The organism is Dyella monticola, assembly GCF_003363155.1.
In the GTDB taxonomy this organism is placed as follows: Bacteria; Pseudomonadota; Gammaproteobacteria; order Xanthomonadales; family Rhodanobacteraceae; genus Dyella_B; species Dyella_B monticola.
Genome location: NZ_QRBE01000001.1, coordinates 523,556 through 542,452 on the forward strand (window position 1 = coordinate 523,556; position 18,897 = coordinate 542,452).

General features: G+C 62.1%; 23 protein-coding genes. 10 read left to right on the forward strand and 13 right to left on the reverse strand.

Annotated elements, in window-relative coordinates; all coding sequences use genetic code 11:
• The first annotated feature begins 55 nt into the window (after positions 1-55).
• Together DWU98_RS02155 and DWU98_RS02160 are read left to right on the forward strand one after the other, a co-directional pair.
• On the forward strand, positions 56-1,276 hold the full coding sequence (locus tag DWU98_RS02155; RefSeq protein WP_115493811.1) for an MFS transporter: 1,221 nt from the start codon (positions 56-58) through the stop codon (positions 1,274-1,276).
• A 36-nt stretch (positions 1,277-1,312) separates the two neighbouring features.
• Positions 1,313-1,798, forward strand: a complete 486-nt coding sequence (locus DWU98_RS02160) for an FKBP-type peptidyl-prolyl cis-trans isomerase (RefSeq protein WP_115493812.1) — start codon at positions 1,313-1,315, stop codon at positions 1,796-1,798.
• A 105-nt stretch (positions 1,799-1,903) separates the two neighbouring features.
• Here the strand turns inward: DWU98_RS02160 and DWU98_RS02165 are convergent, their stop codons facing one another.
• The 6 genes from DWU98_RS02165 to DWU98_RS02190 all read right to left on the reverse strand — a co-directional run bounded on the left by DWU98_RS02165 (position 1,904) and on the right by DWU98_RS02190 (position 6,640).
• Complete coding sequence (locus DWU98_RS02165) at positions 1,904-2,335, reverse strand: organic hydroperoxide resistance protein (RefSeq protein WP_115493813.1); 432 nt, start codon at positions 2,333-2,335, stop codon at positions 1,904-1,906.
• A 5-nt stretch (positions 2,336-2,340) separates the two neighbouring features.
• Complete coding sequence (locus tag DWU98_RS02170; protein WP_115493814.1) at positions 2,341-2,799, reverse strand: MarR family winged helix-turn-helix transcriptional regulator; 459 nt, start codon at positions 2,797-2,799, stop codon at positions 2,341-2,343.
• A 75-nt stretch (positions 2,800-2,874) separates the two neighbouring features.
• Entirely contained in the window at positions 2,875-3,399 is a 525-nt protein-coding gene (locus tag DWU98_RS02175; protein WP_230474619.1) for a C40 family peptidase, read from the reverse strand.
• Positions 3,400-3,510: 111 nt separating this feature from the next.
• Complete coding sequence (locus DWU98_RS22080) at positions 3,511-4,806, reverse strand: TonB family protein (protein WP_115493816.1); 1,296 nt, start codon at positions 4,804-4,806, stop codon at positions 3,511-3,513.
• A gap of 1 nt (position 4,807) precedes the next feature.
• Positions 4,808-5,194, reverse strand: a complete 387-nt coding sequence (locus tag DWU98_RS02185) for a BlaI/MecI/CopY family transcriptional regulator (RefSeq protein ID WP_115494153.1) — start codon at positions 5,192-5,194, stop codon at positions 4,808-4,810.
• Positions 5,195-5,293: 99 nt separating this feature from the next.
• Positions 5,294-6,640 (reverse strand): hypothetical protein, encoded by a 1,347-nt coding sequence (locus tag DWU98_RS02190; protein ID WP_115493817.1) that lies wholly within the window; start codon positions 6,638-6,640, stop codon positions 5,294-5,296.
• Between the two features lie 88 nt (positions 6,641-6,728).
• On the opposite strand from DWU98_RS02190, the gene DWU98_RS02195 reads away from it, so the two are divergent.
• The 4 genes from DWU98_RS02195 to DWU98_RS02210 all read left to right on the forward strand — a co-directional run bounded on the left by DWU98_RS02195 (position 6,729) and on the right by DWU98_RS02210 (position 10,702).
• Entirely contained in the window at positions 6,729-7,988 is a 1,260-nt protein-coding gene (locus tag DWU98_RS02195; protein WP_115494154.1) for an NAD(P)/FAD-dependent oxidoreductase, read from the forward strand.
• A gap of 23 nt (positions 7,989-8,011) precedes the next feature.
• On the forward strand, positions 8,012-9,358 hold the full coding sequence (gene gorA / locus DWU98_RS02200; RefSeq protein WP_115493818.1) for a glutathione-disulfide reductase: 1,347 nt from the start codon (positions 8,012-8,014) through the stop codon (positions 9,356-9,358).
• Positions 9,359-9,382: 24 nt separating this feature from the next.
• On the forward strand, positions 9,383-10,162 hold the full coding sequence (gene hutG / locus DWU98_RS02205) for an N-formylglutamate deformylase (RefSeq protein ID WP_115493819.1): 780 nt from the start codon (positions 9,383-9,385) through the stop codon (positions 10,160-10,162).
• Positions 10,163-10,474: 312 nt separating this feature from the next.
• Positions 10,475-10,702: a hypothetical protein gene (locus tag DWU98_RS02210; RefSeq protein ID WP_115493820.1), complete on the forward strand. Its 228-nt coding sequence runs from the start codon at positions 10,475-10,477 to the stop codon at positions 10,700-10,702.
• An 80-nt stretch (positions 10,703-10,782) separates the two neighbouring features.
• On the opposite strand, the gene DWU98_RS02215 is transcribed toward DWU98_RS02210, so the two are convergent.
• The 7 genes from DWU98_RS02215 to asnS all read right to left on the reverse strand — a co-directional run bounded on the left by DWU98_RS02215 (position 10,783) and on the right by asnS (position 16,775).
• Positions 10,783-11,214 carry a RidA family protein gene (locus tag DWU98_RS02215; RefSeq protein ID WP_115493821.1) on the reverse strand — a complete coding sequence of 144 codons (432 nt, stop codon included), beginning with the start codon at positions 11,212-11,214 and terminating at the stop codon, positions 10,783-10,785.
• Positions 11,211-11,879, reverse strand: coding sequence for a carbonate dehydratase (can, locus tag DWU98_RS02220; RefSeq protein WP_115493822.1), 669 nt, complete (start codon positions 11,877-11,879; stop codon positions 11,211-11,213). Before can ends, DWU98_RS02215 begins: the two co-directional genes overlap by 4 nt.
• 2 nt (positions 11,880-11,881) lie before the next feature.
• On the reverse strand, positions 11,882-13,342 hold the full coding sequence (locus tag DWU98_RS02225; protein ID WP_115493823.1) for an aldehyde dehydrogenase: 1,461 nt from the start codon (positions 13,340-13,342) through the stop codon (positions 11,882-11,884).
• A 77-nt stretch (positions 13,343-13,419) separates the two neighbouring features.
• The gene (locus DWU98_RS02230) at positions 13,420-14,211 is read right to left on the reverse strand and encodes an SDR family oxidoreductase (protein ID WP_115494155.1); all 792 of its coding nucleotides are present in this window, start codon (positions 14,209-14,211) and stop codon (positions 13,420-13,422) included.
• Positions 14,212-14,237: 26 nt separating this feature from the next.
• On the reverse strand, positions 14,238-14,564 hold the full coding sequence (locus DWU98_RS02235) for a hypothetical protein (RefSeq protein ID WP_115493824.1): 327 nt from the start codon (positions 14,562-14,564) through the stop codon (positions 14,238-14,240).
• The gene (locus DWU98_RS02240) at positions 14,561-15,361 is read right to left on the reverse strand and encodes a hypothetical protein (RefSeq protein WP_115493825.1); all 801 of its coding nucleotides are present in this window, start codon (positions 15,359-15,361) and stop codon (positions 14,561-14,563) included. Before DWU98_RS02240 ends, DWU98_RS02235 begins: the two co-directional genes overlap by 4 nt.
• A gap of 13 nt (positions 15,362-15,374) precedes the next feature.
• On the reverse strand, positions 15,375-16,775 hold the full coding sequence (asnS, locus tag DWU98_RS02245; RefSeq protein ID WP_115493826.1) for an asparagine--tRNA ligase: 1,401 nt from the start codon (positions 16,773-16,775) through the stop codon (positions 15,375-15,377).
• A gap of 116 nt (positions 16,776-16,891) precedes the next feature.
• On the opposite strand from asnS, the gene DWU98_RS02250 reads away from it, so the two are divergent.
• The 4 genes from DWU98_RS02250 (at position 16,892) to rplI (ending at position 18,693) form a co-directional block, all read left to right on the forward strand.
• Positions 16,892-17,218, forward strand: a complete 327-nt coding sequence (locus DWU98_RS02250) for a HesB/IscA family protein (protein WP_115493827.1) — start codon at positions 16,892-16,894, stop codon at positions 17,216-17,218.
• A gap of 242 nt (positions 17,219-17,460) precedes the next feature.
• Positions 17,461-17,889, forward strand: coding sequence for a 30S ribosomal protein S6 (rpsF, locus tag DWU98_RS02255; RefSeq protein WP_115493828.1), 429 nt, complete (start codon positions 17,461-17,463; stop codon positions 17,887-17,889).
• 17 nt (positions 17,890-17,906) lie between these two features.
• Positions 17,907-18,137, forward strand: coding sequence for a 30S ribosomal protein S18 (rpsR, locus tag DWU98_RS02260; protein WP_111983860.1), 231 nt, complete (start codon positions 17,907-17,909; stop codon positions 18,135-18,137).
• Positions 18,138-18,240: 103 nt separating this feature from the next.
• On the forward strand, positions 18,241-18,693 hold the full coding sequence (gene rplI / locus DWU98_RS02265; protein WP_115493829.1) for a 50S ribosomal protein L9: 453 nt from the start codon (positions 18,241-18,243) through the stop codon (positions 18,691-18,693).
• The last annotated feature ends 204 nt before the right edge of the window (positions 18,694-18,897 follow it).

Sequence of the window (18,897 nt, forward strand, 5' to 3'; positions counted from 1 at the left end):
GTTCGGGCCGCCTGTCCATCGTGCTAGCCTCGCGCAGCCATATCCGGAGCCATACATGTCCGTTCTGTCTGCCCTTCGCGAGTTGAATCATGAACAACGGCACACCGTGCTGGCGAGTTTCCTGGGGTGGACGCTCGATGCATTCGACTATTTCCTCTACACGTTTGTGATCGTGGGTATCGCCAACGAATTTCACGTCGACCGTACCGAAGTCACCATAGGCGTGTTTTTGACCCTGGCGGCGCGTCCCGTGGGCGCCTTGCTGTTCGGTCGCCTGGCCGATCGTTTCGGTCGCCGTCCGGTGTTGATGGTCGATGTGGTGCTGTTTTCGGTGTTCGAGCTGCTCACCGCATTTTCTACATCGATAACGATGCTGCTGGCGTTGCGCTTTCTGTTCGGCGTGGCGATGGGCGGTGAATGGGGCATCGGTGCGTCGTTGGCCATGGAATCGATTCCGCCGAAATCGCGGGGACTGGTCTCCGGTCTGCTGCAGAGCGGTTATCCGTGCGGTTTTTTCCTGGGCGCGCTGGTGAACTGGCTCCTGATCGACGCTATCGGATGGCGCGGCCTGTTCATCGTCGGGACCGTGCCAGCGCTGCTGGTGCTCTACATTCGACGCAAGGTGCCCGAATCGCCGGCGTGGCAAGCAACCCACGCCACGCATGGCAAAAAACGCTTGAGTGAAGCGATGCGCGGGCATTGGAAACTCGCGATTTATCTCATGTGCCTGATGGCCGCGTTCAACATGTTCAGCCATGGCTCGCAGGACATGTATCACACCTTCGAAGAGGTGAATCTGCATTTGCCGACGGGATCGGGCGCGGCGTTTGTGCTGGTGGCGCTGCTCAATCTTGGCGCCTTGGTCGGCGGCATTTTCTTTGGCGCATGGTCGGAAAAAATCGGCCGTCGCCGCGCCATGATCATCGCGGCGCTGCTGGCGATTCCGGTGATCCCGCTGTGGACTTATGGGGGTTCGTTGCTGTTGCTGGGCATCGGCGCGTTTCTGATTCAGGTGATGGTGCAGGGTGCCTGGGGCGTGGTGCCGACGCACCTGAACGAACTCTCGCCCGATGCGGTACGCGGCACCTTGCCGGGCTTTGCTTACCAGATGGGCAACCTGCTGGCCGCGGGTACGGCCTGGGCGCAATCGCGACTGGCCGAGCAGGGCGCCGGCTTGCCGTTGGTCATGTCGGCATGGATAGCTGCCGTGGCCGTGTTGCTCGCCGTGCTTGTGTGGCTAGGCCCAGAGGCCCGCGGCGCACGCTTCGGTAGCTGATAGAATCGCTTTTTTCGGTTCTACGAGAGACAGGCAATGAAGGCTGGGAAGGACAAGGTCATCGCGCTCCACTACACGCTTACCGTGGACGGCGAGAAGGTGGAAAGCTCGCACGACAGCGGGCAGCCATTGTGGATTCTGCTTGGTCACGGCCAGCTCATTCCTGGCCTGGAAAACGCGCTCCAAGAGCACGCCGCCGGCGATACGCTGCAGGTGGAAATCCCCCCGGCCGACGGTTACGGCGAGCGCCAGGAAGACCAGATTCAGCGCGTGCCGAAAAAATATTTCCACGAAGGCAATCGCCTCAAGCCCGGCATGGTGACGGTGCTGTCGCTCAAGCAGGGCGGTCAGCGCGCGGTCACCGTGCAAAAAGTCGGCATGACGACGATCGATGTGGATCTCAATCATCCGATGGCCGGCAAGACGCTGAACTTCGACGTAGCGGTCCAGGAAGTGCGCGATGCGACGGAAGAAGAAATTCAGCACGGCCACGCGCATCCGCCGGGTACGGAAGCCCACTGAGTTGGGTGCTGTCCGAGCATAACGCTGCATTACCGTCATTCCGGCCTTCGCTGGAATGAAAAAAACGGCGCCAATGCGGCGCCGTTTTTCGTTTAAGCCATCGCATCAGACCAAGCTGATCTGTACATCCACATTGCCACGCGTGGCGTGCGAATACGGGCAGATATCGCGGTGCGCGACGTCAATCAGTTCCTGCGCCACCGCGCGATCAATACCCGGCAGGCTTACTTCAAGCTTTACCGCGATCGCAAAACCAGCGGGGTCGCGCGGGCCAATGCCGACGTGGCCGGTCACGGAAGCATCTTTGAGCGTGATCTTCTTTTCGTGCGCCACGTAACGCACCGCGCCTTCGAAGCAGGCCGAATAACCGGCCGCGAAAAGCTGCTCGGGGTTGCTGCCGGCGCCACCGGGACCGCCGAGTTCCTTGGGTACCTTCAAATCGAAATCCAGCACGCCATCGCTGCTGTGAATGTGGCCTTCGCGGCCGCCCTTGGCCGTGGCCGTGGCGGTATACAGAACTTTGGTGGGATTGCTCATGGTTTTTACTCTCGTGGGTCGGTGGGGGGAGCGAGCTGTGTCGCCAGGGTCTTCAATTCATCGCGCAGTCGCGTGAACGCGTCGATGGACATGCACAGTTTTTCGGCCATGCAGCGCGGAATGTCGGCGGCGCCTTCGCGCAGCGTATGGCCGGCATCGGTCAGCGTGATTTCAACTTCGCGCTCGTCGCTCTGGCGACGGCGGCGACCGAGCAGGCCGGCCTGCTCCAGCCGTTTGAGCAGGGGCGTCAACGTGCCCGAATCCAACTGCAGGCGTTCGCCAAGCTCGCGCACGGTGAGGCCGTCCCGCTCCCACAGCACCAACATCACCAGGTACTGTGGATAGGTGAGGTCCAGGGCCTCCAGTAGCGGGCGATACGTGGCGGTCATGCGGCGTGAGGCGGCATACAGCGCGAAGCAAAGCTGTTCGTCGAGGTGCAGAGATGCGTCCAGGGGCTTCTTCATAGGAGCCAGCATCGCACATAATTTAATTGTGCACAATATAAATTTTGTGAAGGCGGCCGCAGGCGAGGGCAAGCCTCAATCCAGCAAGCGCTTGCCGTAGGCGAAGTGGTTGCGCCAGTACGGGCCGTCGATGTCATCGAGGCGCACGGTGCCGCCGCTGTTTGGGGCATGCACGAATCGGCCCTTGCCCACGTAGACGCCCACGTGGCTGATGTCGCCGCCAATGGAAAAAAATACCAGATCGCCGCTCACCAGATCATCCATGTGCTTGACCTTGAGGCCATCGATCGAGGCCATGCCGCGCGAACTGTGCGGCAGCATGATGTTGGCGGCATTGCGGTAGATGTAATCGACCAGGCCGCTGCAATCGAAGCCGCCGGTGGGGGTATTGCCGCCCCAGCGATACGGTGTGCCGACCAGGGCCATGGCGCGAAAGAGCACATCGTTGGCGGTGCCCACGGCATTTTCCGGCGCGCGTGCGGGTTCGTCGGCAAGTTCGGAATGCGAGGGTTTGAAGGTGGCTTCTCGCCGCGGGGCGCTGGTGCAAGCCGTCAGCAGCAGCAATACGCCGGCCATTACGCCTGTGCACAACAGGCGCATAAGTGATCGGTGTTTGTCCGTGTCCCCTGTCCTAGCCAGGCTCATAAAAGAAAAACCTCGGCGGGTGCCTGTGCCGAGGTTACAGCAAATCAATGGCTTGCCGGGAAGTTCTTAGGAATTGGACGAGCTGGGTTGGGCAGCGGGCGGTGGCGGCAAGAGGGGCGGCGGCGGTGGCGGCGGAGGTGGCATGTTTGCGGGCGGCGGGCCCGGAGGATGCGGCGGCAGCGGTATGAGGCTGAACATCACCGGTACTTGCACCCATTCCTCCACCGGTTTGCCGTTCTTGACGCCGGGATCGAAGTGCCACTTCATGGCGGCGTCGCTGGCGACCTTGGTCAGTTCAGGCGATGCGTTGGTTTTCGGATCGACGTCGATCTTATGTGCAGTGCCATCGGTACCCACAAGCACTTTCAACAGCACCAGACCATGGTCGCGATTCGTCAGGGCATCGGGTGGGTAGGGCGGGGGCGGCGTTTCGTCACGCACATCCAAGGAGGCGTGAGTCGTGGGCGGCGGCGCAGTACCGGTTTGGGCCAGGGTGGCGCCACTGGCGAGCAGTACGGCCAGTGTCGCGTAGCCAATGCGGCGCCGCCGTGCACTGTGTGGAGGACGACTGATCATGGTGAGGCGCTCCTTGAGTTGTGGCTCGGCGAGCCAGGGGATCATGGCCGGTTGCGCATCCACGCCGGTGCTGTGCATCAGGGTTCGGGCGTAAGGCAGTTCGTGCTGGGGCGACGCGCGCAGTACGGTTTCATCACAGGCGAGTTCCTGATCGAGCTGGAAGCGCGGCAGCGCAAGCCAGGCCAGTGGGTGGAACCACAGCAACACCAGCAGGCATTCGCCAAGCAGGCTCCACCAGGCGTCGCCACGATGCAGATGGCTGCATTCGTGGCGCAGTACCATCTCGCGCGCTTCGGTGTCGTGGCGCTCGAAGAAATCCTCCGGCAACAGCAACCATGGGCGCGGCGCCCACATCACCGCTGGACCGGCATCATGCAGCCGCACGCGCTGGATCGGCAGCGCGGGATGTTCGCTCAACAGCCGCTGTCGCATGGCCGCAGGCACGTTTGCGCGGCCACTCGCCATGCGTGCATAGCGCAGCGCCAGATTCGTCGCCCCATACACCACGCCCAGAAGCCACAGCGCGATCAGCCACGTATAAGCACCGGTGGGTGCGTCGTCCGCAGTGACGAACGCCTGCACGGGCAGTGCTGTGATGATCGGATGCAATGCCGATGTCGTGGCCGGCATCGGCAACGAGGGTACGGCCGCCAGCAACAGCGGCATGCACCACACCGTAAACGCAGGGCCGGCGCCGAACGCACGGCGCAGCGGTTTGCGCAGTGCCAACGCCAGCACAAGGCCCAGGGAGATGGACAGCAGCATCCGTAACAGCATCGCGATCATCTCAGCGCTCCTTCTGTTCGATGGCGTCGAGCAGCCTGCGCAGTTCGGCGACGTCCTTGGCGGAGAGCTTTTCGTGCTGGCTGAAATGCGTGAGCAGCGGCGCCATTCGGCCACCAAACACGCGGTCGAGCAGGCTGCGGCTTTCCTGCGATTGCCATTGCGCGCGCGTCAACGTGGGACTGTAGAGGTAGCGTCGACCGTCGCGCGCCGCGTTTACCGCGCCTTTGCCGAGCAAGCGATTGAGTAGCGTGCGGATGGTTTTCTCATGCCAGTCGCTATGCGATTGCACGGCCGCCACAATCTGTTCGGACGTGAGCGGAGCGCGCTGCCACAACACGTCCATGACGTGGCTTTCGGCTTCGCTGATGGGAACGGTGGGATCGGGCACGTGCATGGCCTCATTGGATTACAAATGTAGTCTTGAATGGAGATTACGCTTGTAATTTGAAGCGCGCAAGCGCCGCAGCGAGCCAAGGTCTGGCTGGTTTCAGTGCGCGGGGACGTCGATATCCTGCTGTTGCAGCGTCTTGCCGGAGGCATCCCAGGCGCGCAGGCGGTAATGGCCCGGGAAGAGGTACAGCACGTTGTGCGAATGGTTGTGCAGGAAGGTGTAGCGATCGGCAGGCGTCGCGGCGTCCGGCTCGGTGGGGTAGTGGGCTTCCACCACGCACGGAATCTGGCCGCCGCAGAGGTCGGTACTGATGCGAACCGGCACGCGCTTGCCGTTGAGCGTCAGCCACGACGGGCGCTGGCTGACATCGAACGGTGCGCGTGGGAGCACCACTTCACGCCTCAGCACATCGCTTTTCATCACCCCGTTGATATCCAGGTCCTGTTCCGACGCAGGTGGCAGCACGACCGTGACATCGTGTCGTTGCGGGTCCGAACTCCAGATCGCTCCGCTGCTGCGTTCACGTAGCACGTAGGGCACCGGGGAGGTGAACTTGCTGGCAACGCTGTTGTAGAAGCCGAAATCCAGACCGCCGACGGCGACGTCGCGAAATTGCACCTGGTCCACACACAGCGGATCTTCGCCGGTGAGCTGCTTGAGCTGCATGGCCATGGTCTTGATGCCGTCCCCTAAATTGCCTGCGGCCTTGTCGATGTGCGAATAGCCGGCGTGCACGAATAATTTCGCGTGCGGATCTTTGGCGAACACCTTTTCGTAGATTGTGCGCGCCTGATCCGTATCGCGATCCTCCTCGCCCGCGTTATCCACATCGTAGGGCACGATGATGTAGCCAAGACGTATCGCCTGGCGCACGATTTCGCCGTACAGCGGTTCGAGCAGGTACTCGCTGCCGGAGTTTTCGGTCACATAACCGCGATGCATCAGCTCGGTGTCCTTCTGGCTGAGTGCTTCGACGGCAAGGTATCGGAAACCTAGCGCGCGCAGGCGTGGCAACAAGGCCAAGGTCAGCTCGCGGGTGTGCGCATCATGATGCGCCTCGTTGACCATCACGATGTTGCGCTTGGCGGCCAGTTCGGTGACCGCGTCTGCCGCATCCACGTTTTGCCAGCCATCCGGTTGCGGCAAGGGCGTGGATCGTGGCGGCGTAACGCGATTGTCGAACGGAAAAGTCATGACCGCTTCGTTGTACAGACCCAGCTCGCTCTCCACGGTGGCCAGCAATTGCTGCGCGAGCGATTTGTCGTCGCCTTTGAGTAGGGGCATCACCGCGATGAGGTAGTCGTAGCGTGCCAGTCCATTGGGGGCGTTGCCGAACCGGCTCAGCAGTTCCTGCGTGGAAGGCGCAGACGGTTGCCCATGCGCGCTGGTGGATGCCAACAGCACGGTCGTGCAGATGAGGCACATCACAGTCTTCAGGCGCATGTGGGCGGCGATGGAGTGGTCGCCAGTCAAGCCTGCGACGATGTTACGAACCGCGCAAGTACCAATTCGCTACCGCTACAATGGTCTGATGAATGCTTCCCGTAGTGATGTATTGATCCTTGGCGGCGGCGTCATCGGCCTTTCTTGTGCGCTGCATCTGCTCAAGGGCGGTACCCGCGTGCGCGTGCTGGAACAGGGCACGCCGGGTTGCGGCAGCTCGCATGGCAATTGCGGCACCATCACACCCAGTCATGCCGCGCCGTTGACCATGCCCGGCACGCTGGGCATCGCCATGCGCTCGATATTCCGCGCCGACGCACCGCTGTATCTCAACCCCCGGCTCGATAGTGCGCGCCTGCGCTGGTTGCTAGGCTTTGCGCGGCGCTGCACCTGGCAGGACTTCGAGCGCGCAGCCCAGGCACGGGCGGCCATTCTGCAACGCTCGTATCACGCGATGGCCGAGCTGATCCGCAGCGAGAACCTGGATTGCGAATACGTGGAAGACGGCTTGCTGTACGTGTATCGCAGCGCCGCTCAGATGATGGACGACGAGCATCATCACGCCCAGTTGCTCGATCGCCTGCACATCTCCGTGCAACGCCTGCGCGGCGAAGACGTGGAGGCGATGGAGCCCGCACTGAAACCCGGCGTGCACAGCGGGCTGTTCCATCCGGATGATGCGCGCCTGCGGCCGGATCGCTACGTCGCCGAGCTTGCGAGGCTCGTGCATGAACACGGCGGCATGATCGAGACCGGTGCGAAGATCGAGCGCCTGGAGACCAGCGGGCAGCGCATCGTCGGTGTGACCACCTCGCTCGGCGACTTTAGCGGCGATACCGTGGTGATGGCGCTCGGCGCCTGGTCACCCTTACTTGGCCGGCAGTTGGGTTTGCGTCTGCCGATGCAGCCAGGCAAGGGCTATTCGATCACCTATACGCGGCCTGCGCAGGCGCCGCGCCACGCGATGGTATTGCGCGAACCGAAAGTGTGCGTCACCACGTGGGAGAGCGGTTTTCGGCTGGGCAGCACCATGGAGTTTTCCGGTTACGCCGAAGGTCTCAATCAAACCCGCATCGATGCGCTCCGCCGCGGCGCGGCGGAAGGGCTGCGCGAACCGGAAGGCCCGCAATTGCAAGAAGCATGGTGGGGCTGGCGGCCGATGAGCGTGGATGAAGTGCCGATCATCGGCCCAAGCACGCGCTGGTCCAATCTGCATATGGCGACCGCGCATGGCATGCTTGGCGTCAGCATGTCGGCGGCGACAGGCGAGTTGGTCGCAGCGCAACTGCATGGCACCAAGCCATCTATTGATCCGGCGCCTTACGCGCCGTCACGTTTTCATCTCTGATGCCGGCAACCACCGGAGGATGCATGGCCGAACACTTCGATCTGATCGTTCTGGGGGCCGGTTCGGGTGGCTTGAGTGTCGCGCAGCGTGCGGCGCGCTTGGGCGCACGCGTGGCGCTGTTCGACCCGGATGCGCTCGGCGGCACGTGCGTGAATCGCGGATGCGTGCCGAAAAAAGCCATGTGGTTCGCCGCGCAGATTGCCGACATGCATCGGCTGGGACAGGAAATCGGTTTCGACGCGGCGCCGCTGCGACTCGATTGGGCACGCTTTCGCACCCTGCGTGATCAGTACATCGCAGGCATCCGCCATCGTTATGCGACGCGGCTGGACATGGCTGGCATTCGCGTGATCGAGGAGGCCGCGCAACTTATCTCCAACCATACGGTGGAGACGGCCAAGGGCATGCAGGCGAGTGCGCCGCATATCGTGATTTCTACCGGCGCTCGGCCGCGCCGACTTGATATCCCCGGCGTTGAGCTCGGCATGAATTCCGACCACATTTTTGTGCTCGATGCGCCACCGCAGCACATCGCCGTCGTCGGTGGCGGTTATATCGCCGTGGAGTTCGCGTGCGTCATGCGCGCGCTGGGATGCCAAGTGGATGTGTTGGTGCGTGAAAACATGCTGACGGATTTCGACCTCGAACTGGTCGAGGCGCTTGCCGTACAGATGCAGGCGCATGGCATCCGCATCGTGCGCAACACGCAGATCAAAGCGGCGCGCGGCCAGCATGGCGCCATCACGCTGGAAGCCACCGATCGCGCTGAGTATGGTGTTTACGACGCCGTGCTATGGGCCGTGGGGCGTGTTCCAAACAGCGACGGGCTTGGTTTGGAAAAGCTTGGCGTGGCATGCGGCGAGCGCGGCCATATCCTGGTGGATGCGCTACAGAACACGAATGTACCGGGCGTCTATGCCGTGGGCGATGTGACCGATCGCAAAGCGCTCACGCCGGTGGCCGTTGCAGCAGGACGTGCACTGGCCGAACGACTTATCGGCGGTATGGCGGACGCGAAATTCGACGACAGCGCCATTCCCAGCGTGGTGTTTTCCGAACCGCCCTTGGGTGCGGTCGGCCTCACCGAGCAGCAGGCGCGCGCTCGCTATGGCGACGCAGTGAACGTGCATACCGGTCGCTACACGCCTTTGCTGTGGATGGTGGCCGGTCGTTCGGAACAGAGCGTGGTAAAGCTGGTCTGTGTCGGCGAGGTACGCAAGGTGGTGGGCATCCACGTACTGGGTCCCGGCAGTGATGAGCTGCTGCAAGGTTTTGCGATGGCGATGCAAAAAGGCCTGGATTGGCATGATTTGAAGGCGGCCATTGCCATTCATCCCACCGCCGCAGAGGAATTGCTGTTGCTGCATTGAGCACGGTAGGGTCAAACTGACGGAATGGATACCTTCACCCTTACGCGTGGTCACGTGCCCTTGCTGATCAGCCTGCCGCATAACGGCACGCACATCCCTGATGACGTGAGCAAACGATTGCATCCGCGTGCGCGGCAGGTGCCTGATACCGACTGGCACGTCGCCAGGCTGTACGAGCCTCTGGCGCAGGAGCTAGGTGCGAGCGTGATCAAGCCGATTGCATCGCGCTACGTGGTCGACCTCAACCGACCTGCCGATGGGCATGCGCTTTACCCGGGGCGTCGCGAGACGGGCCTGGTTCCCACCATCGGTTTCAATGGCGAGCCGCTTTACCTCGAGGGGCAGGAGCCGGACGCCGAAGAGATCGGCCAGCGCATCACCACCTGGTGGCAGCCCTATCACCAGGCACTCGTGGCGGAAATCGCGCGGCTGAAAGCGCAGCACGGACGGGTGGTGTTGTGGGATGGCCATTCCATCCGCAGCCATGTACCCATGCTTTTCGAGGGACGCCTGCCGGATTTCAATCTTGGCACCGCCGATGGCGCAAGTTGCGGCCCGGATCTGCAGTGGAGCCTGACGGGTGTCATGGAGGCCCAGACCCGCTACGACTTCGTGCTCAACGGACGCTTCAAGGGCGGCTACATCACCCGCCAGTACGGTCGGCCGGCCGAAGGGGTAGAGGCGGTGCAGCTCGAATTGTCGCAATGCCAATACATGGACGAAGAGCGTTTTACGTGGGATGGCAGCAAGGCACCGATCGTCCAGGCCACGATCCTCCAGTTATTGCGATGTTGCGTTGCCTGACCGGCTGTACATCTGAAGTATTTCGTTATGCCTTGAACCTGTGCTCCGGCGAAAGCCGGAGCACAGGGCTTTGCAAGGCGCGCTTAAGCCGCGGCGCTCCCGCTTTCTCCAACGCCGAGGTTCGACGCCAATCAGACCTCCCGGGAGGCTGTCAGGGCGGCGGGTCGATCCTGGTTTTTATGTAATTTTCCACCTGTTTTTGCTACTGCCGTTCAGTTCCCGTATGCCGAAGCAGATGCATTGTTAAGGCCGTCACGCCACCCGCGATAGCCGGGTTCCGGCCGGGTCCGTGGCTACCAAATCTCGAGGCTCATGATCATGATGCGTAAACTTGCGATCGCTGCTCTGCTCGTTGCAGGCGTGGCTCTGTCCGGCTCGGTGTTCGCCCAGGACTCCTCGGCAGCGGCTCAGACTTCGTCGTCGTCGACCGCGGCTCCTGCCAAGCATCACACCACCAAGAAGTCGAGCAGCACCAGCCATAAGTCGTCGCACACCAAGAAGAGCAGTGCTCCGGCTTCCAGCGGCTCGGCCGGGAAGTAATCGTTACTGCAGTACGGTTCGGTATACCGAGAACCCCGGGTGGCCTCGCCATCCGGGGTTTTTATTTGCGGGAACGCCTGCTATGCCTGTGCGGCGGGCAACGCTGCAACGCACTTGAGCTCGATCGCAATGGGTGTCGGTAGCGCGGTAATGCCCAGCGTGGTGCGGCACGCTTCCACACCTTGGAAGTATTCGGCATAGAGCCGGTTGTAAACCGGAAAATCGTGTTTCATGTCGGTGAGAAACACGGTCACGTCGACCAGATCTTCCCAGCGTGCACCGCTGGCTTTCAGCACGGCACGCACGTTGGCGAACACCTGTCGGCATTGCTGTTCGATGTCGTAGCTGATTAGCCGGTTGTCGGCGTCATAGACGTTCCCGGGAATACGGTTGGTGATGGGCTCGCGTGGCCCAACACCCGACAGAAACAGCAATTGGCCTACGCGGCGCGCATGGGGGTACGCACCAACGGGCGCTGGCGCCGTATCGGTGCGAACGACCTCATCGCTCATCGCGGTTCTCCGGCGCGGTGCATCAATTGCTGCAAGGCCTGTTCATACGCCGAACGCAAGGAATCGGGAGAAGACACATGCATGCCTAAATCATGCATGTGGCCGTTGGAGAGGCTGTAACACCACGCGTGCACGGAAAGCGGCTGGCCGCGCTCCCAGGCATCTCTCACCATGGTGGTCTGACAGACGTTGACGACCTGCTCGATGGCGTTGAGTTCGCACAAGCGAACGTTGCGCAGGGACATTGAATCGAGCGTGGCAAGCATGCCTGCATGCTTGTATGCCACATCGCCCACGTGTCGCAGCCAGTTGTCCACCAAGCCGAGCCGGCGGTCGTCCAGCACGGCCTGCACACCGCCGCAGCCGTAATGACCGACAACGATGATGTGTTCCACCTTCAGCGCATCCACCGCGAATTGAATGGTGCTCAGGCAATTGAGATCGGTATGCGACACCACGTTGGCGACATTGCGCTGCACGAAGATTTCGCCGGGCGGTAAATCCACGATCTGCGTGGCGGGCACGCGCGAGTCGGAGCAGCCGATCCATAGATACTTGGGCGATTGCTGCTTGGCGAGGCGTTCGAAAAAGTGCGGATCGGCTTGCGTCACGGACGCCGACCAACGACGGTTGCTGTCGATCAAATCCTGCAGTGGACTGCTCAAAGTCAGGGTTCTCCGTAATGAATGCAAATGTTGCGCGGCTCGGTGAAAAAGCGCAGCGCCTCCACGCCGCCTTCGCGGCCGACGCCCGATTGCTTGCTGCCACCGAAAGGTGTGCGCAGATCGCGCAGCAGCCAGCAGTTGATCCACACGATGCCAAATTCCAGTTGTGCGCCCAATCGATGCGCCCGCGACAGATCGCGCGTCCAAAGCGACGCGGCAAGTCCATAGCCGGTGCCGTTGGCGAGTGCGATCGCCTCGGCGTCGTCATCGAAGGGGATTAGCGTGACAACCGGCCCGAAAATTTCCTGTTGATTGGTGAGCGCGTCATTGGCCAGACCTTCGATGACAGTGGGTGCGATGAACCAGCCGTCGGCACAACGGCCGCCCAGTTTTATCGCATCGCCACCGCAAAGGATGCGGCCGCCTTCTTCGCGTGCCTGCGCGATGCAACGCATCACCTTGTCGAAATGCTCGCGGGAAACCACTGCGCCAAGATCACTGGATGTATCCTGCGGGTCGCCGACGCGCAATGCTTGCACTTTTGCCAGGTAGCACTCGCGGAAGTTTTCGTAGATGGAGCGCTGGACGAGCAGACGCGAACCGCACAGGCAGATCTCGCCTTGATTGGAAAACCCCGAGCGCACGATGGTATTCATGTGCTCATCCGTGAGATCGGCATCGGCAAACACGATGGCGGGGTTCTTGCCACCCAACTCCAGTGATATTTTCTTGAACTGAGGTGCAGCGGTTGCCGCGATGCTCGCACCGGTGCGCGTGCTGCCGGTAAAGGAAATCGCTTTGATGACGGGATGTTCGACAATGGCCTGACCGGTGGTGGGGCCTCGGCCTTGCACGATGTTCAATACGCCCGGCGGAAAGCCCGCTTCAATGCTCAGTTCGCCAAGCAGCGCCGCCGTACAGGGCGTGATTTCCGAAGGTTTGGCCACTACGGCATTGCCAGTGGCCAGCGCGGGGGCGATTTTCCAGGTAAACAAATACAGCGGCAGATTCCACGGGCTGATGCAACCCACCACGCCGAGCGGGTGGCGCAATGTGTAATTGATCGCCCCGGCTTCCATGGCGTGCGATTGGCTCTCCCACGCCACGATGGCTGCCGCGAAGAAGCGCAGGTTGGAGACCGCGCGCGGAATATCCAGTCGTCTTGCAAGCGCCACCGGCTTGCCGCTATCGCGTGACTCCAAGGCGGCGAATTCGTCCAATCGCGCTTCGAGCAGGTCGGCGAGTCGATTTATCAGTCTGGCGCGTTCGTCAGTGGACGTGGCACCCCAGCCCGGCGCCGCGCGTTGCGCAGCGTACACGGCGGCGTGGACATCGGCGGCAGTGGAATCGGGGCACTGCGCGAACACGGCGCCTGTGGCCGGTTCGTGGACGTCGATCCAGTGATCGTCGAGCGGGCCTTGCAGGCGACCATCGATGAGATTGGCGAGGCGTGTGCGTGGCATCCCTGCAAGCTTAGAGCTTGCGGCCCTGGAATGCACCGGACGTCGCCGTATGTGGCGACTTGCGCATCAACGCGCGATCAGCTCAACGACTTGGTTCGCCCGCCATCCACTGCAATGCTCACGCCGTTGACGTAAGCGGCCGCGGGCGTGCAGAGAAAGGCGATGACGGCAGCGATTTCGCCCGGTTCGCCAAAGCGTCGGGCGGGCACGGCGGCAGCCATTTCCTTGGCCAGTTCCTGCTCATCGCGCCCGCTCTTTTCCGCCTGCACCGCGAGCAGGCCATCCATGCGCGCGGTGCGCGTATAGCCTGGCAGCACATTGTTGACGGTGATGCCGTCGGCGGCCACTTCGCCCGCCAGCGTCTTGGCCCACGCCGCCATCGCGGCGCGCACGGTGTTGGATACGCCGAGTCCGGCAATGGGTTCCTTCACGGACGTGGAGATCACGTTCACCACGCGTCCGTAACGGCTGTCGCGCATGCCGGGCAGCACGCTTTGCAGCAGCGTATGCGCGGCCAGCACGTGCTGGCGGAAGGTCGTTTCGAAGGCGGCGGGGTCCGCGGTATGGATCGCGCCTCCCGGTGGGCCGCCGGAGTTGTTGATCAGGATGTGCACCGGCGTGGCCGCGACGATGTCCGTGGCGATGGCGTTCAATTGGGTGGTATTGGCCATGTCGGCACTGCGCCAGCCATGCCGCTGCGCCGGATGCAGCCGCGGCAGACTATCGGCGAGCGTGGCAAGCGGTTCGGCCGAGCGCGCCAGCAGCGTGACGTCGGCACCTAGCTCGGCGAGCTCGATCGCCGTTGCCCGTCCAATGCCTTGTGAGGCGCCACACACCAATGCGTGACGTCCCTTGAGATTCAAATCCATCCGATGTTCCCCAGTGGTCCCGATGGTCAGGAGCGGCTGCGCCATTGCAAGGCGAGTGCGGCCACCCAGCACCCCCATGCCACCCACTGACTGTAGCGCCAGGTGCGCCACAGGCGCGTGATCGAAGCATCGTCGATGGCGGCAATCGCTGGCGAACGCAGCACATGCTGCATGCGCAACCACAGTTGCGGGCCACGTGCGACCTGCGCCCCGCCGGTATCGACGATCACTTTCCAGTGTTGCGGATAGTCTTCGCGCAGATGCTTGGCGATGCGAAACGGCAGCACCGCGTGCGCGATAAAGCAGATAAGCCCCATCAGCAGCAGGCTGATGTAGACCACGAGCGGGATCAAGTACCGCTCCAGGTCAGTTTGGTGACGTCCTGGCGCAACGTGTTCAGCACGCCATTGCCTTGCGGGGCCTTGGCGCACACGGCCTTGTTCACCGCTTCGGAGTAGCTCCTGTCCATCATCCCAACCCAGACCACGCCTTCGGGGCCATGGTGGATCTTATAGCTTCCACCCGTTGTCGTGGTGGTGGGCGTGGTGGTGCTGGCGGTGGAGAAGGTGCTGCCTGACTGCTCCCAGTACGTGTCGTCCGACTGCTGCTTGGCGGAGCTGTACACCACCAGGTAGCGCGCCCGCTTGTCGATGATTTTTATGCTGCCGAACGCGCCGCTGTCGCTGTTGCTCCAGCCCATGTACTCGCACAGCTTCACGTCCTCGGAGTTGATCGGCTGGAACGCATCGTCGAGCTGCACGATGGTGGGTGCGAACAGATAGCTGCTGCTGGTGAGGGAGTGGCCGACCAGTTCCGATTTCACGCCGATCTCATACGGCACTTTGGCGTCGACCGGCAGCAGGAAACTCAAGAAGTAGCTGCGCGAGCCATTGATCGCCACCACCGGGCTGCCGGGGCCGAGCTCGAAGCGTTGCGGCCGCCACGGCAAGCGCGTGTCGTATGAAAAATCCGCAAACGTCGTGCAGCACGGCGTGGCATCGATCAGCGCCTTTTTGGCGTCCGCCAGGGGGCGGATCGGCTGACTTTGCGGCAGCAGATCGACAGGCGTGGGAATCTTGGGCAGCTTGACGCTATGGCAGGCGGCAAGCAGCACGAGGGGGATGAGGGTAAGTAGCAGTCTGAAACGCATGTCTATCAATCAATCAGAATTCGGCGCTCCCTGCCGCACGTGGGTAGGGGATGGCGTCACGGATGTTGGAGAGTCCGCACACGTACACCAGCAGGCGTTCGAAGCCCAGGCCGAAGCCCGCGTGCGGGACGGTGCCGTAGCGGCGCAGGTCACGGTACCAACCATACGTGGCAGGATCGAGACCGAACTTGACCATGCGGCGGTCCAGGTAGTCCAGGCGTTCCTCGCGCTGGCTGCCGCCGATGATTTCGCCGATGCCGGGGGCGAGCACGTCCATGGCAGCGACGGTTTTCCCGTCGTCGTTCAAGCGCATGTAGAACGCCTTGATCTGTTCGGGGTAGTTCATTACGACAACAGGACGGCCGATATGTTTCTCGGCCAGGTAACGTTCGTGCTCGGTTTGCAGGTCCACGCCCCAAGCCACTGGAAATTCAAACGCCTGGCCGGACTTCTTGAGAATCTCCACGGCATCGGTGTAGTCGATGCGCTCGAACGGCTGCTCGATGAAGGTTTCCAGGCGCGTGATGGCATCGGGCTGCACGCGCTCGGCGAAGAACGCCATGTCGTCGCCGCGCTCCTCCAGTACGGCCTTGAAAATGGCCTTGAGAAAGGCTTCGGCGCAATCGGCATTGTCGTGCAGGTCGGCGAAGGCGATTTCGGGCTCCACCATCCAGAACTCGGCCAGGTGGCGGGGAGTATTGGAATTTTCCGCGCGAAACGTGGGGCCGAAGGTATAGACCTTGCTCATCGCCAGCGCATACGCCTCGACGTTGAGCTGGCCGGAGACGGTAAGGAACGCCTCGCGACCGAAGAAGTCCTTACGGAAATCGATCTTGCCCTGCTCATCGCGCGGCAGGTTGGCCAGGTCCAGCGTGGACAGGCGGAACATGTCGCCCGCGCCTTCGGCGTCGGACGTGGTGATGATGGGCGTGTTGATCCAGAAGAAACCCTGTTCCGTGAGGTGGCGATGGATCGCCGTCATCATCGTATGGCGCACGCGTGTCACGGCGCCGAACAGGTTGGTGCGCGGGCGCAGGTGCGCCACTTCGCGCAGGAATTCCATCGAGTGCTGCTTGGGTTGGATCGGGTAGGTTTCCGGGTCGTCCACGAGGCCGGTGACTTGCAGGCTCTGGGCCTGCAACTCGAACGCCTGGCCCTTGCCTTGGGAGGGCATCAATGTACCGCTGACGATCACCCCCGCGCCCGCGGTCAGGTGCTTCACTTCGCTTTCGTAGTTGTCCAGACTGGCCGGCACCACCGCCTGAATTGGGTCGAAACAGGAGCCATCGCTGATACTCACGAACGACAGGCCCGCCTTGGAATCGCGGCGCGTGCGCACCCAACCGCGCACCGTCACCGTGCTGCCGGCCTCGAGCTTGCCGGAAAGGGCCTGTTTGACGCTGACCACCGTCATGAATTGAAACTCCTGGGGAAGGCGCCCATCTCGGGGCAAGCGAGCATGATAATGTAGTCGTGCCGCAGTGCGACACGCCCTGTGCACCTAGGCGCCCGATTCAGAGCCGTTTCCCTATGATCATTTCCATTACCCCCTCCGCTCAGCAACGCATGCATCAGTTCCTGGCCCAGGCACCGTCGGCCGCGGGTGTCCGTTTTGGTGTGAAACGCACGGGTTGCTCGGGGTTCTCCTACGTGGTGGATCTCGCCGAAACGGTGGGCGACGGCGACCAGACCTTCCAGATCGACGGTGTGCCCGTGATCGTGGACGCCAAGAGCCTGCCGCTGGTGGAAGGTACCGAGATTGACTTTCAGCGCCAGGGGCTCAACGCCACCTTCGTCTTCCGCAACCCCAACGCCACGGGTGAGTGTGGCTGCGGCGAGAGCTTCACCGTCGGCTGAACGCCGCGCTTTCCTGCTGGGGTGACGGGTCCGGCGGGGGCGAGAGGATGGGGTGTGAGCGGGGCAGGTAACGGGAAGCCATATCCGCAACCTAGCTAATTCAGCGGCTTGCGTCGTTTCGCTCATCCCGCTTACAATTCCGCTTCTGCCCTTGCCAAACAGGCGCGTGGCAGCCCTTGCCTCACCGCATGCCGCGGGAGGCTGAGAGGCCCGTGAGGGTCCCATCCATAAGGAGTTTCCCAATGACCTTGCGTCATTACGAAGTTGTATTCCTGGTCCATCCTGACCAGAGCGAGCAGGTTCCGGCGATGATCGAGCGCTACAAGTCGCTCATCACGTCTGACGGTGGCAAGATCCACCGCCTGGAAGACTGGGGCCGTCGTCAGCTGGCCTATCCGATCGTAAACCTGGCCAAGGCGCACTACGTACTGCTCAACATCGAAGTGAGTCAGAACGTGCTGAACGAGCTTGAGTCCGGCTTCCGCTTCAACGATGCCGTGCTGCGCCACCTGGTGATCAAGCGCGATGGCGCCGATTCCGACCAGTCCTTCATCCTCAAGAGCAAGGAAAAGGACGACGCCAAGTCCTCCCGCCGCCGTGACGACGATGCGGATGGCGATGACCGCCGTGTAGGTCGCGCCGACAGCGACGACGCCGATACCGAAGACTGATCCAGGAGCCCAGAACCATGTCCAAGTTCTTCCGTCGCCGCAAGTTCTGCCGCTTCACGGCTGAAAACGTCAAAGAGATCGACTACAAGGATCTCAACACGCTGCGTCAGTACGTCACCGAAAACGGCAAGATCGTGCCCAGCCGCATTACCGGCACCAAGGCACGCTATCAGCGTCAGTTGGCCACGGCCATCAAGCGCGCGCGCTTCCTGGCGCTGCTGCCGTATACGGACAACCACGACGTTTAATGCTTTATCTGCCGCGGTCCGGAAGGACGGCGGCAGTTCCCTTCGGACAGCCGTCCACGGCTGCATCGGGCCACTCCGGTGCTAACGAATTGAGGAAATTCCCATGGAACTCATTCTTCTCGAGAAAGTGCGCAACCTCGGCAACCTCGGCGACAAGGTCAATGTGAAGCCGGGCTACGGCCGCAACTACCTGCTGCCGCAGGGCAAGGCCGTGCGCGTCAATGCTGAAAACCTCGCTGCGTTCGAAGCACGTCGTGCCGAGTACGAAGCCAAGGCCAACAACCTGCTGTCCGACGCGCAGGCGCGCCAGAACAAGCTGACCGACGTAACGGTGACCATCAGCGCCAACGCCAGTCCCGAAGGCAAGCTGTACGGCTCCGTCGGCCCGCGCGAAATCGCCGATGCGCTGCAAGCGGCCGGTCACGACATCCACAAGGGTGAAGTGATCCAGGGCGAAGGCCCGATCCGCCACACCGGCGAATTCGAAGTGGTGATCAGCCTGCACGCGGACGTGCAGGGCACCGTCAAGGTGATCGTGGTCCCCGAAAAGCAGTAAACACTGCCATCGGTGGCAAGCGTACGTGCGTTAACGCGCGCGTAGGCTTCCCAGCAATGACGAAAGGCATTCGCGACAACGCGGATGCCTTTTGTTTTCTCCGGGGTCTGCTTTATCCCCAGCCGCCCACAGGATATCCACAGACTTATTGACTCGTCTCATCCGATGAGACCACGTAAGCTCATAACTCGTGCCCGCCTACAT

What these genes read in the sequence shown, in the direction of transcription:
- DWU98_RS02155 (WP_115493811.1), top strand. Translation starts at nt 56, where the DNA reads ATGTCCGTTCTGTCTGCCCTTCGCGAGTTGAATCATGAACAACGGCAC.
- DWU98_RS02160 (WP_115493812.1), top strand. Translation starts at nt 1,313, where the DNA reads ATGAAGGCTGGGAAGGACAAGGTCATCGCGCTCCACTACACGCTTACC.
- DWU98_RS02165 (WP_115493813.1), bottom strand. Translation starts at nt 2,335, where the DNA reads ATGAGCAATCCCACCAAAGTTCTGTATACCGCCACGGCCACGGCCAAG.
- DWU98_RS02170 (WP_115493814.1), bottom strand. Translation starts at nt 2,799, where the DNA reads ATGAAGAAGCCCCTGGACGCATCTCTGCACCTCGACGAACAGCTTTGC.
- DWU98_RS02175 (WP_230474619.1), bottom strand. Translation starts at nt 3,399, where the DNA reads ATGCGCCTGTTGTGCACAGGCGTAATGGCCGGCGTATTGCTGCTGCTG.
- DWU98_RS22080 (WP_115493816.1), bottom strand. Translation starts at nt 4,806, where the DNA reads ATGATCGCGATGCTGTTACGGATGCTGCTGTCCATCTCCCTGGGCCTT.
- DWU98_RS02190 (WP_115493817.1), bottom strand. Translation starts at nt 6,640, where the DNA reads ATGCGCCTGAAGACTGTGATGTGCCTCATCTGCACGACCGTGCTGTTG.
- DWU98_RS02195 (WP_115494154.1), top strand. Translation starts at nt 6,729, where the DNA reads ATGAATGCTTCCCGTAGTGATGTATTGATCCTTGGCGGCGGCGTCATC.
- gorA (WP_115493818.1), top strand. Translation starts at nt 8,012, where the DNA reads ATGGCCGAACACTTCGATCTGATCGTTCTGGGGGCCGGTTCGGGTGGC.
- hutG (WP_115493819.1), top strand. Translation starts at nt 9,383, where the DNA reads ATGGATACCTTCACCCTTACGCGTGGTCACGTGCCCTTGCTGATCAGC.
- DWU98_RS02210 (WP_115493820.1), top strand. Translation starts at nt 10,475, where the DNA reads ATGATCATGATGCGTAAACTTGCGATCGCTGCTCTGCTCGTTGCAGGC.
- DWU98_RS02215 (WP_115493821.1), bottom strand. Translation starts at nt 11,214, where the DNA reads ATGAGCGATGAGGTCGTTCGCACCGATACGGCGCCAGCGCCCGTTGGT.
- DWU98_RS02225 (WP_115493823.1), bottom strand. Translation starts at nt 13,342, where the DNA reads ATGCCACGCACACGCCTCGCCAATCTCATCGATGGTCGCCTGCAAGGC.
- DWU98_RS02230 (WP_115494155.1), bottom strand. Translation starts at nt 14,211, where the DNA reads ATGGATTTGAATCTCAAGGGACGTCACGCATTGGTGTGTGGCGCCTCA.
- DWU98_RS02240 (WP_115493825.1), bottom strand. Translation starts at nt 15,361, where the DNA reads ATGCGTTTCAGACTGCTACTTACCCTCATCCCCCTCGTGCTGCTTGCC.
- asnS (WP_115493826.1), bottom strand. Translation starts at nt 16,775, where the DNA reads ATGACGGTGGTCAGCGTCAAACAGGCCCTTTCCGGCAAGCTCGAGGCC.
- DWU98_RS02250 (WP_115493827.1), top strand. Translation starts at nt 16,892, where the DNA reads ATGATCATTTCCATTACCCCCTCCGCTCAGCAACGCATGCATCAGTTC.
- rpsF (WP_115493828.1), top strand. Translation starts at nt 17,461, where the DNA reads ATGACCTTGCGTCATTACGAAGTTGTATTCCTGGTCCATCCTGACCAG.
- rpsR (WP_111983860.1), top strand. Translation starts at nt 17,907, where the DNA reads ATGTCCAAGTTCTTCCGTCGCCGCAAGTTCTGCCGCTTCACGGCTGAA.
- rplI (WP_115493829.1), top strand. Translation starts at nt 18,241, where the DNA reads ATGGAACTCATTCTTCTCGAGAAAGTGCGCAACCTCGGCAACCTCGGC.